The organism is Paenibacillus sp. 2KB_22, assembly GCF_052115745.1.
In the GTDB taxonomy this organism is placed as follows: domain Bacteria; phylum Bacillota; class Bacilli; order Paenibacillales; family Paenibacillaceae; genus Paenibacillus.
The window spans coordinates 24118-39295 of the sequence record NZ_JBFRHG010000008.1 but is presented as its reverse complement, the minus strand read 5'-3'; the positions used below and the strand labels follow the sequence as shown (position 1 = coordinate 39295).

General features: G+C 45.7%; 12 protein-coding genes and 1 tRNA gene. 2 read left to right on the top strand and 11 right to left on the bottom strand.

All coding sequences use genetic code 11. The features are described 5' to 3' along the window. The first annotated feature begins 203 nt into the window (after positions 1-203). Positions 204-278, top strand: a tRNA-Arg gene (locus AB4111_RS27670). A 176-nt stretch (positions 279-454) separates the two neighbouring features. Further along, a complete protein-coding gene (clpP, locus tag AB4111_RS27665) occupies positions 455-1051 on the top strand; it encodes an ATP-dependent Clp endopeptidase proteolytic subunit ClpP (RefSeq protein WP_017691245.1) in 597 nt (198 codons plus the stop codon). Between the two features lie 164 nt (positions 1052-1215). Here clpP and AB4111_RS27660 read toward each other — a convergent pair whose 3' ends face one another. The 11 genes from AB4111_RS27660 to AB4111_RS27610 form a co-directional block, all read right to left on the bottom strand. Beyond that, entirely contained in the window at positions 1216-2313 is a 1098-nt protein-coding gene (locus AB4111_RS27660; RefSeq protein WP_442034259.1) for a stalk domain-containing protein, read from the bottom strand. Between the two features lie 388 nt (positions 2314-2701). Next, complete coding sequence (locus AB4111_RS27655; protein WP_253429045.1) at positions 2702-3454, bottom strand: SIMPL domain-containing protein; 753 nt, start codon at positions 3452-3454, stop codon at positions 2702-2704. Positions 3455-3610: 156 nt separating this feature from the next. Then, positions 3611-3880, bottom strand: coding sequence for an HPr family phosphocarrier protein (locus AB4111_RS27650; protein WP_017691248.1), 270 nt, complete (start codon positions 3878-3880; stop codon positions 3611-3613). Between the two features lie 255 nt (positions 3881-4135). Then, complete coding sequence (whiA, locus tag AB4111_RS27645; protein WP_253429043.1) at positions 4136-5074, bottom strand: DNA-binding protein WhiA; 939 nt, start codon at positions 5072-5074, stop codon at positions 4136-4138. A gap of 6 nt (positions 5075-5080) precedes the next feature. Next, the gene (locus tag AB4111_RS27640; protein ID WP_017691250.1) at positions 5081-6067 is read right to left on the bottom strand and encodes a gluconeogenesis factor YvcK family protein; all 987 of its coding nucleotides are present in this window, start codon (positions 6065-6067) and stop codon (positions 5081-5083) included. 13 nt (positions 6068-6080) lie between these two features. After that, on the bottom strand, positions 6081-6980 hold the full coding sequence (gene rapZ / locus AB4111_RS27635) for an RNase adapter RapZ (protein ID WP_017691251.1): 900 nt from the start codon (positions 6978-6980) through the stop codon (positions 6081-6083). Between the two features lie 51 nt (positions 6981-7031). After that, a complete protein-coding gene (locus tag AB4111_RS27630; RefSeq protein WP_062837749.1) occupies positions 7032-7982 on the bottom strand; it encodes an ROK family glucokinase in 951 nt (316 codons plus the stop codon). A gap of 442 nt (positions 7983-8424) precedes the next feature. Further along, entirely contained in the window at positions 8425-9456 is a 1032-nt protein-coding gene (locus tag AB4111_RS27625) for an AI-2E family transporter (protein WP_442034460.1), read from the bottom strand. 162 nt (positions 9457-9618) lie between these two features. Then, positions 9619-10578: a thioredoxin-disulfide reductase gene (gene trxB / locus AB4111_RS27620; RefSeq protein ID WP_124118319.1), complete on the bottom strand. Its 960-nt coding sequence runs from the start codon at positions 10576-10578 to the stop codon at positions 9619-9621. Positions 10579-10749: 171 nt separating this feature from the next. After that, the gene (locus tag AB4111_RS27615) at positions 10750-12483 is read right to left on the bottom strand and encodes a tetratricopeptide repeat protein (RefSeq protein WP_442034254.1); all 1734 of its coding nucleotides are present in this window, start codon (positions 12481-12483) and stop codon (positions 10750-10752) included. 737 nt (positions 12484-13220) lie between these two features. Further along, positions 13221-14972: a hypothetical protein gene (locus AB4111_RS27610; RefSeq protein WP_442034252.1), complete on the bottom strand. Its 1752-nt coding sequence runs from the start codon at positions 14970-14972 to the stop codon at positions 13221-13223. Positions 14973-15178: the final 206 nt, after the last annotated feature.

The window sequence follows — 15178 nt, the reverse complement described above, 5'->3', positions numbered from 1 at the left end:
ACAAATGAATTCCATCTACATATCGCTCAGAATCACATTTCATACGCATGTCCAAAACCTCTAATAGCATTTACTTAAATGCACTCTTTATCCACTCTTCTTCATCATGATCATTTTTAGGGTAATCCAAACCAATACACATCACGAACTGCTTGCAATTAAATATTTCATGAGCTATAATCATTATTGCTGTCACATAATGTGCGCCCGTGGTCCAATGGATATGACGTAGGCCTCCGAAGCCTGAGATCCAAGTTCGATTCTTGGCGGGCGCGCCACTTTTATTTAACAGCTCATAACCCTTTTAACCAATGAAACCGGAAAGGTTTCTTTTTTTTGCAAGTTAGTTTGACTTTCTTTGACTTTTTGTTTGGAATTGTTTATTATGTGGGTAATACGGTAACAGTTTAAATATAAACACCAATAACATTTACATTCCGAGGAGGTTTTTCACGTGAGTTTTATTCCAATGGTCGTTGAACAGAGCAACCGGGGTGAGCGCGCCTATGACATCTACTCCAGATTGCTGAAGGATCGTATTATTTTCCTTGGTAGCGATGTTAATGATGTAGTGGCTAATGCCATTATGGCACAGATGTTGTTCCTGGCTGCGGAAGATCCGGAGAAAGACATTCACTTATACATCAACAGCCCAGGCGGATCGATTACAGCCGGTATGGCCATTTACGATACAATGCAATTCATCAAACCGGATGTATCTACCATCTGTGTAGGTATGGCGGCTTCCATGGGTGCATTCTTGCTGAATGCTGGTGCAAAAGGGAAACGTTTTGCGTTGCCTAACAGTGAAATCATGATTCACCAACCGCTTGGTGGTGCTCAAGGTCAAGCTTCGGACATCGAAATTCGTGCTCGCCGCATCCTGAAAATGCGTGATACCTTGAACCGCATCATCTCTGAGCGTTCAGGTCAACCACTGGAGCGGATCGAGAAAGATACAGATCGTGACTACTTCATGAGTGCTGCTGAAGCTGCCGATTACGGTATCATTGATAAAGTTATTGAAAACGTAGGTTCCCAAGGCATCTAAGTGTGCTGTAGACCCCGGTCTACGCGTTAACATATCAATACCTAACGTAATCAGCAACACCTCATTGTGTTGTCTAACGAGAAGAAGCCCTCATCATAATTATGATGAGGGCTTCTTTTTCATTTTATAAGAAGGATAACCGAAAAGTGCACATTAATAGTTCGTTATTTGGTTCCAGTTACATTACTAAAAGGTTCTGTGCCTTTAGGGAGAAGCTCTTTATACGTAAATGGCATTTCAGGGAAGCCTTCTGCGTACGCCGTATATTCATACAACTGGAAGAACACAACTACACCCGTTGGTGTCACATAGAAATCCTGGTCTTTATTTAACCCTTTGTAACCTTCCAGGTATCCACCGTGGGCTTTCAGTTGCTCGCCCACTTTTTTACCCAACGTCTCGCGCATGGTTTTGTTATTTTGCAGCACATCATCTAACGTAAGTTCCTTGCCTGTGTCCAGTGCAAAGGTGTGGCCGGTACGAGTCGTCATGCCATGTGCTCCTGCATAGTCCTCATAACGTTGAGTGATCAAACCTAGTACCCCGTTCTCATTGTAGGTCACGACATACGAAGTTTCAAAAGCATATGGACGTTTTGCGGTTGCCCCGCCAAATTCAGTGGTTTGTTTTTTGAAAGCAGCAACAGCCGTGTCCACTTCATCTTTGAGCACTTTGTTGATGGCCGCTTCAGCTTCTTTGCTGGCAAGTCCACTTACCTGCGGATATTGAACATCTACTTCAGCATTTTTCACAGTGACATTAACTGTGGCCGACTTAACTTTCACGCTATTTTGTTTCACCTTGCTGAGTGTCAACGTTTTGGTTTTGCCATCCCAATTTCCCTGTACACCCAGATAATCTCTCATTGCCGAGAATGGGATATATAATCGACCCTGAATCAATTTTGCTTCCACCTGAGGGTAATAACCGTTAATGTAAACGTTTGGCTGTCCATCCATCAGGCTAACAGTCATCGCATTGTTGGCTGCTGTTACCGTATATGACTTGGTTTTGGCATCATATTTCAACGTACCGCCCGCTACATCTTTGACCGCTGTCAGCGAGACCCAAGTCGATCCACCTTGAAGAAGTCCTTTTTGAGACAGTGTTTTTCCACCCGATTTCAGCGTTACCTCAGCCGGGGTTGTCACTTTCGAGGATACAGAAGCCGCCTGTACCGAGCTATCCTGCCATACCGAACCACTACCTACAATAATTCCTGCTGCAAGCAACGCACTTGTCCATTTTTTCCATGATGTCATATATAAAACTCCTCTCTGAATTCACAATTAGGTATCATTGCGTATGTAATCCTGACCTGATCGCATATCTCATACGCTCACCTCTTTATTATAATTAACCCAATTTCGGAAAGGTTTACAGCCCGAGTTACAATGTTGATGAATATCAGGCGCAAAATATAAGGGGATATGACCTTTTTGTCACGAACAACTATACAAAAAAGATACCAATATACAGCATTTCATGTTGCTTCAAAAAGGGTTCCCTCCTATCAAACTTCATTAAAGTTTGCTTTTCCAACAAAAAAAGACTCTGTCCACAGGACAAAGTCTTTGTCATTATTTCGTTGTACCCTTCAAATGACATTTATAAAGGTTACTTGAGCTTACAATTCTTAGTCGATCTTATTTATTTCATTTCATACGTGATATTCAGGATTGTGCTTACTTTAACCTGGCCTGTTTCAATCTCCGTGCCACCTGCTGTATCTTGTGCTTTGGACATCAACGCCTCGCTTGCATAGAATACAGGCACATTGGCATCACCTTGGCTCACGGAAAGAACAGCACCCAGTTGACGTTTAACTGCTTTTGCAATGGCGCCAGCTTTCACATCTGCATTGGCAACAGCTTTCTCAATCACTTGGGACTCATAAGTTTCCGGATTTTCTACAGTAAAGCGCACGTTCTCAATATTGTTGGCACCCGCCCCTGAAGCAGCATCGAGCAACTCGCCGATCTTGTCCATCTGACGATACGTGACTGTCAGTGTATGATGCGCTGTGTATCCTTTAATTTGTTGTCCGTCTTTTTCGCTATACGTATAGTTGGGTTGTACAGAGAACTGACTGGTTTGAATGTCGTCTGCACTGATTTTCCACGTATTCTTCAGCAAGTTGGATACTTTTTGAACTTTGGCAGCATTCGCTTTTTGAGCAGATGCAGCTGTCTCTGCTGTACTGTTCACACCAATGGACAGATAAGCAATATCAGGCTTCACCTGAATCTCACCTTTACCCACGACATTAATCACATTCTGTTGTACGCCTTGAACCTCTGCAGCATAAGCATAGTTTCCTGGTGCAACCCATGCGGTTCCTCCTACAAGCAACGTACTTGCCACCAGCACTGCACCAAACGGTTTCATCCATTGTTTACCCATCACGATAGCCTCCTTATGTGTTAACATCTCAAACTTTAATCGATTTGATACCTTAACAGACGGGACAAATTCCATAATGTTGCACTTGACGATAGCAAATACGTCAATAACGCAAAAAAGCCCCTTTCGGGACTTCTTCATTGGATTGATCATATCTTATTGGTTTTCGAGCTCTTCCTTGCTTACCAGACTAACTAAAGCGTTTACAGCCTGTTCGGCATCCGCGCCTTCTGCACTAATCTGGATTTCCGTACCTGTGCTAATCGCAAGGCTCATGATCCCCATAATACTTTTTGCATTAACTTTTTTGTCGTCCTTCTCGACGAACACTTCAGACGAGTACTTATTCGCTTCTTGAACGAACAGTGCCGCAGGTCTGGCATGGAGACCCGTTTTCAAACGGACAACTACCGGGTGCTTTGTCATGGAAACTTACCCCCTATTATGAAATCTGGACATTAAATACACAATTATATTTATACAACATTATACCATTAACCCGTGCAGGACACTAGAAGAAAAAACTCAGGGTCCTTTGAAGGACATTATCTTACCCTATTTCATCTTTTGCAGAGCGCATCCAATGACCTAAGTGAGTCTCCCAGATCCTTAACGGCTAACTTTCCCAACCGTTTCTGTTCAGCAGAAACAGCCGACCTTGTTACTTTACCCTACGAAGTCTTAACCATAACGTTCTGTGCGCACTTTCTCAGCCAACTCATCAATTTTACGAAGCCGATGGTTCACTCCCGACTTGCTAACTGTACCTTTAAGGAGTTCGCCCACTTCCTTCAAATTGATATCTGGATGAGCCAGTCGAACCTCCGCCACCTCGCGAAGTTTCTCAGGCAGCGATTCCAGACCAACTTCTTTTTGCAACAAACGGATATTATCGATTTGTCTTACCGCCGCTCCAATTGTTTTATTCAGGTTGGCAGTCTCACAATTGACAATCCGGTTAACGGAGTTACGCATGTCTCGCATAATCCGTACATCTTCAAACTTGAACAAGGCCTGATGAGCACCAATGATGCTGAGCAGCTCAATGATTTTCTCGCCTTCCTTAATGTATAGGATGAATCCTTTTTTCCGTTCTATACACCGGGCATTCAGATGAAATTCATTGGCGAGATCAACGAGTGCCTGACAGTGCTCCTCATACATGGACGCAATCTCCAGATGGTACGAGGAGCCTTCCGGATTATTAACCGATCCACCGGCCAGAAATGCACCGCGAAGATAGGCCCGTTTACAACAGTTCTGCTGAAACAGCTCCGTATTAATCCCTGGTGTAAACAGAAATCCTTCCGATACAATATGAAGACTCTTGAGAATCTCCTGTACCATAGTTGGAATACGAACAATATATACATTGTTCTTTTTCAGCCGCATTTTTTTGCGGACCAGTAATTCCGTATGCACTTGAAAATGCTTTTTAAGCAGAGAGTATGCCCGTCTTGCAATGGCGGCATTCTCCGTCGAAATATCCAAGATTACTTTTTTATTCGATAACTGCACTGCACCAAGCATACGGATGAGGGCTGAAAGTTCCGCCTTTTCGCAGCACGGTTCGCTCTCGATCATGGTTAACTCTTTTTTGGTCTGTGCTGCAAACGACATGGGACTTCACCTCTTCCGTAACATCCAATTTTGTACCAGCTGGTAGATGTGATGACTTAACTTGTCGGCATCATGACGCAGATAAGTCTTGAACAGAACAAGGGTATCTGCAACCACCTGATAGCCAGCACTTTCAAGTACATTCATATCCAGTACAACCGGTTTTGCTCCTTTTTCCGCATACTTATTCTGTACTTGCAGCGGAATATCACCGTTATTTACGATAACATAGTCAAAGAGTTGATGACCTATATGCTCATGTACCGCCTTAAGGTGGTCACTTACCGTATAGTTATCCGTTTCTCCCGGCTGTGTCATAACATTACAGATAAACATCTTCACCGCATCAGCCTCTACCACAGCTTCTGCAAGCTTAGGTACGAGCAGATTGGGAAGGATGCTTGTATAGAGGCTGCCTGGCCCGATCAGAATGGCGTCGGCTTGACGAATGGCCTCTACTGCCTCTGGCAACGGCTCCACGTGATCCGGTTCAAGGAAAACACGTTTGATGCGTCCGCCTGCCTCGGGGATTTTGGACTCACCTGTAATAATTGTGCCATCTTCCATCTCAGCATGCAACACAACGGCCTGCCCGGCTGCTGGTAACACCTCACCTCGAACGGCAAACACGCGGCTAAGCTCCCGCACTGCGGTCACAAAGTCGCCCGAAATATCCGTCATTGCAGCCAAAATCAAATTTCCCAAGCTGTGGCCTGCAAGCCCCGCGCCTGTATTGAAACGGTACTTCAACATATCTGAAAGCAATGGTTCTACATCAGCCAGTGCCGTAAGCACGTTTCGAATGTCGCCCGGAGGCGGCATTTGTAGCTCATTGCGCAGGATGCCTGAACTCCCACCGTCATCTGCAACCGTGACGATGGCCGTGATATCCAGCGGCTTCTCTTTCAAACCGCGTAACATCACGGATAATCCGGTTCCGCCGCCCATTACAACTATTCTCGGACGTTCTCTTCGTGGTCCGGCCTCTTTCATCCCTTCACCCTCTTCAATGACGGTCCCGGTCAGCGTCGCGATGGCTCACGGTGACAGCTTCTGTCTCGCTGCTTCCCAACATCTTGCCCAAATATTCCGATATTGCTACCGAACGATGCTTGCCTCCGGTACAGCCGATTCCAATAATAACCTGGCTTTTGCCTTCCTTCCGGTATTGCGGAATCAGGAAATGCAGCATATCCAGCAGCTTGGTCAGAAACGCCTGTGTCTCTGGCCACTTCATAACATATTCGTACACATCACTATTCTGTCCCGTATTCGGTCGTAAATGATCAATATAATGCGGATTCGGTAAAAAACGTACATCAAACACCAGATCAGCATCAATTGGAATGCCATATTTGAATCCGAACGACGTAATATTCACTGACAGCATTTGGCTTTCCAGATGAGAAAAGCGGGATATGATGCGTTCTTTCAGTTGGGCAGGCTTCATTGTACTTGTATTCAGTACCTGAGTAGCGGAGTTTTTGAGTTCCTCCAACATCTTGCGTTCCAGTCGGATGCCGTCCAGCGGCATGCCTTCAGGAGCCAGAGGATGTCTGCGCCTGCTTTCTTTGTAACGCTGAACAAGTACAGAATCTGTAGCATCCAGGAATAAAATTTCGCAATGAATGGTAAAATGATCTTTAATATAGTTCAAAGACTCGGACAGAGCCGTAAAGAATTCACGCCCGCGCAGATCGATAACCAATGCAACCTTACCAATCTTGCCGTTTGACTGTTCAATTAGTTCTGCAAATTTTGGGATCAATACCGGTGGCAGATTATCCACACAGAAGAAACCCAGATCCTCCAGGCTTTGTACTGCAATGGTTTTACCTGCCCCCGACATGCCCGTAATGATAATGAGCGTGGCGCCTGTGCCTGGTGAGCCTTCACCTTCAAGCATAAATGTCCCCTCCTTATCATATTGCTGTCTTCATATATTGTTACGAGGTTACTAGGAACGTAAGAGAAGACCTGCCGCACCCACAATACCTGCATTATTACCAAGTGTAGCTTCCAGAATCTGAACCCCTTCTTGCAGTGGTTCCGGTGTCAGCTTAGCAAATACGGTACGTATTTCATCGAACAAGAAATTGCCGGCTTTGGATACGCCGCCACCAATGATGAACATCTCCGGGTTAATGACAGCAGCTACAGTAGCCATGGACTTGCCCAGGTAAAATGCCGCACGGTTTACAATGCGCTGTGCCACTTCATCGCCTGCCTTGGCGGCATCAAATACTTCTTTGGCTGCAATCTTGTCGACGAGTGCCAGTGACGTATGATCACCGCGTTCTACTGCATCCTTCGCCATACGGATAATCCCCGTTGCAGACGATACTGTTTCTACACATCCCATTTTACCACAGCCGCACTTGATGGCCTCCAGATCAGGTACAACACTAATATGACCCAGCTCTCCCGCCATACCCGAGAAGCCTTGATAGATGTTGCCATTCAAGATCAAGCCTCCGCCAACGCCAGTACCGAGCGTATAACATACGCAATTGTCTACGCCTTTGCCGGCACCTGCCCATACTTCACCCAGTGCTGCCACGTTTGCATCGTTATCTATTTTGATTGGCTTGCCCAGACGTTCTTCCAGAATCGAACGAATGGCCACATTCCGAAATCCGATGTTAGGGGCATGAACGATAATTCCCTCGCGTACATTCGTGAAACCGGCCACTCCAGCACCTACACCCTCAAGCTGTTCCCAACTGTAAGGTGATTCGGCTACGATATGTCGGACATACTTCTCGATGTTGGCGATGACCGTGTCTACGCCCTTATCCACTTCAGTCGGTCCTTCATACGTATGCATTAGCTGACCTTGTTCATCGCATATACCGACTTTGATTGCTGTTCCGCCGAGATCGACCCCAACGTAGATTTTCTCAGACATGCTGCAAGCCACCTTTATCTATCTAAAATAGTTTAAGTCCTACGTACCAACTATAATTGAAGGATACGCCTGGGTCAAGACGATAAGACCTCGGATACATCATGCTTCACCAGGGTTGTGAACCACATCACATAGCATTTATGAATACGTATACAATCTCATTACCTTCATTTGTGAACGCACGCTTTATTCCTTCCTCCATAGCAGAGGAAGCCTCCACTCATGATATTGCATCTTGACTCGTTCCATTCATAAAAGATGTTCATCGTCCCCTCATAATGGTGACTCGTCTTATGCACTCGCCCACCTGTCATTCCCATGTAGAAAGCGATCTAATGACGGTGTTGCCAACAAAAAGGCGCCTTCCATGGTTGGAAGGCACCCTTACTTTTATAAAAAATTGAAGTTGTAGAATTGGGTTAAACTTGGTTGATTTCTTGCGTTATAGCTTCGTTTCCACACGTACCGGCTCTTCTGTTTTCTCCATCTTATTCACATCCAGAATATCAAGCAGGAAGACGAAAATCGGAATACCAATGATCAGTCCCCAGATCCCCAGGAAGTGTTGCGACAGAATCAGTACGATAAAGGTGTAGAACATCGGCAATTTGGTCTTATGTGCCATCAGTTTTGGATTCAGGAAGTACGTCTCCAAGGCATGAATAACAATAATCATGATGATCACAATAATGCTTAATTTCAGTCCACCCATCTGATACCCAATCAGACAGAGCGGTACCAGTGAGATGATAACCCCAGCAACGGGAACCAGACTGAGCAGGAATACCAGAATGGTCAGCGCGAACAGATACGGGAAACCCAGAATCCATAAGCCCAGGATCGTCAGCACTGTATTGAACACCGCAATAAGAAGCTGTGCCTCAATGACTTTACCAAAAGAAGATACGAATTTGTCTCCCAGATAAGCTACTTCATTATAGAACCATCCAATTTTACTTGTTTTGAACTTGGACGTGAACTTGGATATCTCCTGCTTCTGCAACAAGAAGAACAGACTCAGAATGATAACGAGCAGAATAAACTCCAGCCATTTGCTCAAAGCGAAAATATATTTCAATGCATCATTGGTGTAATTTTTAATATCGAAGGATTGAAGATAACCCGCAATTTTGGATGCAAAATTATCACCGTCTGCACTATCCAGAAATTTCATAATCTCGTTCGTTAACTGAACGACCTGATCCACGATCCGAGGTGAATATCTGGAAATGCCAAGCACAATTACTGCGATAACAATCATATAGAGTAGGATGACCACAACTTTATAATTGATCGGAAACAACCGATTCAAACCACCTGTAATGAAATGCTGTAACCTGTTCATGACATACGTCACCAGGAACAACAGCAGAATCATGTGCAGCATACTCCCCATACTGAACAAAACTAAACAGAACAAGAGCAGGATCAAAAATCGTCTCACTGTCGCATTCTGTAGCCAATCTTTTATCATTTCCCCCAAAATCTTCACCTCACAGCTAATATGCCCCATATGTATACGAACTCATGCCCACTGTAGTTTCAAAAAAAGAGAAGCCTTCCGGCTTCTCTCATTACATGAGACTTCCCGTTGTCTCTTATTCCTAGCATATGCCTAACCTCACGCATGTCATGCTTATTTATCCAACGTTTCGCTCCAATCATGGACAATGCTTCCTTCAAGGAACTTCTCACAATCCATCGCGGCCATACATCCAGAACCCGCAGCCGTAATAGCTTGACGATACTTCGTATCCTGAACATCACCACAGGCAAATACACCCGGTATATTGGTCTCCGTCGTTCCTGGTTTAACCACAACATAGCCATGTTCGTCCAGTGTGATCGCATTACCCAGAAATCCGGTATTTGGCGTGTGACCAATGGCAACGAATACGCCATCCGCTTCAAGCAACTCTTCCTGCCCCGTCTCGTTGTTGCGTACCTTCAGTCCTTTGACACCCATAGCTTCAGGTACGACCTCGAGAGGAGTACGGTTCAGCGCCCACTTCACCTTCTCATTGCTGCGAGCCCGATCCTGCATAATCTTGGATGCACGCAACTCATCCCGACGGTGAACCAATGTGACGTCTGTTGCAAAACGAGTCAGGAAGCTCGCTTCCTCCATGGCGGAGTCACCACCGCCCACAACCACGATCTTTTTGCCGCGGAAGAAGAAGCCGTCACATGTCGCGCATGTACTTACACCACGTCCCACATTTTCCTGTTCACCCGGAATACCGAGATAACGAGCGGATGCACCTGTGGAGATAATGATCGATTCAGCTTCCAGTTCACCGATTCCTCCAACTTTGACCTTGAAGGGCGGTTTGCTGAAATCCACTTCTTCCACCCAACCGTTTTTGAATTCCGCTCCAAAACGTTCAGCTTGCTTACGCATGTTATCCATCAGTTCAGGACCCATGATACCTTGCGGGAAACCGGGGAAATTCTCAACTTCCGTTGTCGTTGTCAATTGACCACCCGGCTGAAGACCTTCGATAACCAGTGGTTTCAGATTAGCACGAGCCAGATATATCGCTGCTGTCAGACCCGCAGGTCCCGTTCCGATCACAATCGTTCTGTATTTAGACATATAGATACAGCCTCCTTAATTAAGGTGAGAATGTGTTGTACTAGCGATGAACTTGCCAAGATGATATCCTACAGGCATTTACGAGGCCCATTCGTTAAGTTTACCCGTTTTCCCGGTTGTTGTATCCTTCACCTCATGATGTCTTTCTGAAAACGAGTGAGGGCCAACTTTCTATACAAGTGGTGGATTGCTGTTACACACCGAATGAATCTGTTTAGCATACTTGCTAACCGTTGATGCCGATATCCCATACCGCTCAGCAATACTTTGATAGGTAACGGGCCGACTGTGATTCTTCGCTGCTAAATATTCAAGTCCTGCAGCCCAACCCTCAATCTGCTTCGTGCCCGGAACCTCCGGATGTACCCGGGATACATAATCCGTCCAGAGCCGTTCCATCTCTTGCTGCAACTCAGCCTTTGCTTCAGACATCTGTAATGCACGATCAACAACAGCCTGCCAATGGGAGGTCGAGCCCGTGTCCGATTGTTCTGATGTGGATTGAACCTTCCCAATGGACTTCAAGGCTACAGGAGAAAAGGGTCGAACCACCTGAGTATTCAGATCCTCATGTTCAGCCGATTTCAATCCGTTCAGTACAGCTTGTGCTGCCTCAATCAGATCTTGTTCTTCTCCCGGCTCTTCAATAAAGGATTGCAGAGCCTGCTGCACCTCATAATCACCGATCATTCCAAGCGCATGAATAACCTGTAGCTTGGTTGCCCGATCACCATGCCGCAATGCCCAGAAGAACGATGAACGAATTAATGGATCATTCTTCATTTCTTCAGGAATGCCGTTACCATAGTTTTCCCACTGTCTGAATTGCTCGTCAAATGGCAGATGATAGTGATAACTTAGCTTCTCTGGCTCTTGCTCGCCTTGTTTTACAGCTTCAAGACCTGACAGATAGTACCGGGATACTTCGGAACCCGGATCAAGCTTGGATACATGATGCCATAGACGCTCAGCAGCATCATAACGTTCTGTATTATAAGCCGCCACTGCTGCATAATGAGCAAGTGCCGGATCAGCAGCTGTCTCTTCATCCTTGAGCAAACGCCGGAAGTGAACATAAGCCGTATCGTGTTGGCCCAGAATTCCCATCGTTGTCGCCAGTTTGTAGACTTGTTCGTGCTGGAATGGCACGATGACCCGCAATTTTTTGATCAAAAGCAGCACTTGATCAGCCCGGTTCTCGTTTTGATGGAAAATGGCCAGATTACAGAGTGCATGCAGATTACCTGGTTCCTGTTCAAGCACTTCGGCAATGGTCTCTTTCGCTTTGGAAAACAGACCCATATAATAGTAGGCGAGTGCCAGATTGTTACGGGCAGCCAAGTAATCAGGATAATCAGAAGACATGCCTTCGAGCAATTCAGCAGCCTGTGCAAATTTCCCTTCTTCCAACAGTTCCCGTGCCTGATCGTGCTCCACTACACCTTTGCGTGATTTAATTCGATTCAGTTTGGTCGGACGATCCAGCTCATAGTACAGAAGCTCCATCATCTCTTCGGCCTCCGTCATGAACTGACCCTGGGTGTCCTCCTCCAGATAGGTAACAAGTGCTTGCTCGGCTTCCTCAAACCGATCCATATTTGCATAATTATTCGCCATATAGAAATAACATTCCGTCATCGACGGATCTACCACTTCCAGCACGTTAGCCAGAATGGCATTGGAGGCTTCGTAATCCCCCTTCTCCGATAATATACCCGCCATATTACAATGATTTACCGGATTTTCCGGTTCGTATTCAACAGCTTTGCGAAAATATTTTAATGCCTTGTCAACATGATTACGGTCCAGCGAGCGGACAGCTCTTTCAAAAAAGAAAGAAGCATCCAAGTGAATCGGTATAATATTGGCAAGGTGTCCCTCAGCCCGCACTAGCTTGCCCTTCATCTTCCAAGGCACCTCCTCTTTGCATTTCATTCATACTCTCCAGTATACCACATCTTAAGGCCCACTTCTCAATATGTAGTTTCATGTCGTTTATGAAAAAAATGCAAATGAAGATGAAATTCCATTTTGCGGAAACATATCATCTTTGGGCGTTGTTTATTCTACGGAAATTCGTCTTTATCCAGAGTCTCCCACACACGATTTCCTCAGGATCTCTTTGCAGTATTACATTAGTCCATTCTTGTCGGATTAACTAAATTCGGGTCTGTTATGATAAGATAAGTGTATATCATGGAATTATTATCCTTATCGTCCTAAACACTCATCATTATTACTTTTAAGGAGATGTTATTTTGATGATCTTGAAAATAAAACCATTTGTATTCATCTTAATATGCTTGTTTGCTCTGAATGGATGTTCCAAAGATATAGAAAACACAGAAAATCACTTCACATCAGATGATGTGCTGAGAGTGCTCGAGTCTCAAAACTTGAATCTGATAAGGATCGCATTAACGGGACCAAAGAATTCAATAAGCACATAGAACGTGCCCAATTCACAGCGATCCCTTTTCTATATGAAAAAGGTAATGTTCTTATCGTTTACTGGAGCAAAACCAAGATAATCCTCTGTTCACTAAACCGATCGAAACTACATTAGAACAACTGGAATAAAAGAAGACCGAGCCCTAGGGTTCGGTCTTCTAACGGTCATAGCTTAAAAGGATTTAATGGATTTACTTCTTCAGCGCCATCGAAGGCGAAAGTGAAATATGAATGGTTTTATCAAAAGGCGTCATGAAATTGACCAGCACAACCTTGCATTTGTCCGGTAATTTTGCCTCCCGTACGGTTGCCGTCAGATGCCCGAGCTCGCCCCCGGTGATCTCCAGCCAGTCTTCTCCGCAGGTATAGCGTAATGTACCGCTTTTCCACAAATAGTGACCCTCACTCGTTTCCATCGCGTCCTCACAGGTCAGCTCACCTTCGCTTCCAAACACAAAGGACAATTGCATCATCGTATCCTCCGGTTCATTCCCTGTGAGATGCATCGTCCAGCCATTTTCCGTATGCAGAACTTCTGCCCCTACGCGCAATGTCTGCTCATGAGTAAGTTGACGACTCTGATGGGGTAACAAATACCACGGACTTATAGTTGATGCAACAGATTCCGGCAGGAGTTCCGTAGGAATCGGACCGTAGTACCCTTTCTTCTGTTCACCCGTCAGATGATATCCCTCGGGCAGCTTCGTCATGTTTTGCATGGGTATATATCCTGGATTAAAATAAGAAGCCAGTTGCACAGCAAGCAGACGTACCTTACCGTGTCGGAGTGCAAAGAAAGGTGGAACTTCTGTCATGACAGTTACGCTTGTCTCACCCTCACGGATTCGGGCCACAGGAGCACCAAAGTCCGTGTGCATCCGACTGTGAGAGATTCGTCCATGATGTCCAGTCGAACCCATCTGCCCCAGATATTGCTCGCGTACAAAGTGTTCATTCAGCATCAACTCGTAATTTTCCGGGAGCGAATTCTTCGTACCACTGGTTTGTTGAAGATCAGGTTCCAGCAACAATCTAACGAGAGCGTTGACCGAGCATACGCCCGGGTCCGTTAATGTACTATCTGCCCATGTTGCCATGCCCGCAAAAATGGAGTCACCATCTATCTTCGCCAAGATCGCATATGGTAGATAATACGACGACAAGTCGTGAATGCTTCCCAGATCCTGCCGACCAGAATAATCTGTCACAATCTCACCCGTGGGATGCACCAGATACACCATCATACGAAGATTTAGACGCACCGGCTCCAGCAACTCTGGACGCTTGAGCAGACGTGCCGCATGAATGAGCATAATGTCGCTTACCGCATTATAGATTCCGTTGCTCCGTTCGGTCCACTCCCCATCGGGTGTAATATCCATGCCTTCCGCCAGCCACTGCTCTGCGCGCTGCACAGCTTCCTCCACACCAAAAATTTCATGCAAGAAACCGAGCGCCGCGCATAGCACCCAGCGATGATTAGGCGTATGACAGCCTCCTGTAAGCATGGTTGGAATCGTGCGTTCCAGAAACAGCCTCATGTTGGTCAGTACAGGTTGCAATGGTTCCCATTCCTGTTGCTGAAGTAGCTGATACAACTGTGAATATCCCACAACGACAAATGCAGTGTCTGGAGGGGAGTGGTAATTAGTCCACCCCGGAGATATTGAACCATCTTCATGCTGGAAGCGGAGTACATATTCCGTAGCTATCAGCAGTCGATCTAACAACGCCTCATCCCGATAATAGATGGAGTCCGGATTGGAGATCGCAGCCCCCCAGTAACACATATCCGTGGGCGTGCCAGTTGTGTGGTTGACCCAGGCAACACCTGTATAGGGATCGATGGTGCCTCCATAATAACGGCTTTCAGGGTCAAGCATCTGCCGGGATATGCCTCTTTCTACCGCTCTGTCATTACTCTCCACCAGTTGTTTGTACATGTGCAGTCCCTCCATACCAATGCATTCTCCCGATGTGCGGAGTATGTTGCTTCAGCGCCTTCAATTCAGAACGGAAGCATACTCATACCGCCCGTAGGTGAGTTCATTTTTCTCGTCAGTATATACCATATACCGACAAAAGTCGCTAGAAAATACGTACTTGTTTTACTACACATTTACGGGTCTTTGTCACTGAGCAAACAGTC

Coding starts and splice junctions, on each gene's coding strand:
- AB4111_RS27660 (WP_442034259.1), bottom strand. CDS start 2,313: ATGACATCATGGAAAAAATGGACAAGTGCGTTGCTTGCAGCAGGAATT.
- AB4111_RS27655 (WP_253429045.1), bottom strand. CDS start 3,454: ATGGGTAAACAATGGATGAAACCGTTTGGTGCAGTGCTGGTGGCAAGT.
- AB4111_RS27650 (WP_017691248.1), bottom strand. CDS start 3,880: ATGACAAAGCACCCGGTAGTTGTCCGTTTGAAAACGGGTCTCCATGCC.
- whiA (WP_253429043.1), bottom strand. CDS start 5,074: ATGTCGTTTGCAGCACAGACCAAAAAAGAGTTAACCATGATCGAGAGC.
- AB4111_RS27640 (WP_017691250.1), bottom strand. CDS start 6,067: ATGAAAGAGGCCGGACCACGAAGAGAACGTCCGAGAATAGTTGTAATG.
- rapZ (WP_017691251.1), bottom strand. CDS start 6,980: ATGCTTGAAGGTGAAGGCTCACCAGGCACAGGCGCCACGCTCATTATC.
- AB4111_RS27630 (WP_062837749.1), bottom strand. CDS start 7,982: ATGTCTGAGAAAATCTACGTTGGGGTCGATCTCGGCGGAACAGCAATC.
- AB4111_RS27625 (WP_442034460.1), bottom strand. CDS start 9,456: ATGATAAAAGATTGGCTACAGAATGCGACAGTGAGACGATTTTTGATC.
- trxB (WP_124118319.1), bottom strand. CDS start 10,578: ATGTCTAAATACAGAACGATTGTGATCGGAACGGGACCTGCGGGTCTG.
- AB4111_RS27615 (WP_442034254.1), bottom strand. CDS start 12,483: ATGAAGGGCAAGCTAGTGCGGGCTGAGGGACACCTTGCCAATATTATA.
- AB4111_RS27610 (WP_442034252.1), bottom strand. CDS start 14,972: ATGTACAAACAACTGGTGGAGAGTAATGACAGAGCGGTAGAAAGAGGC.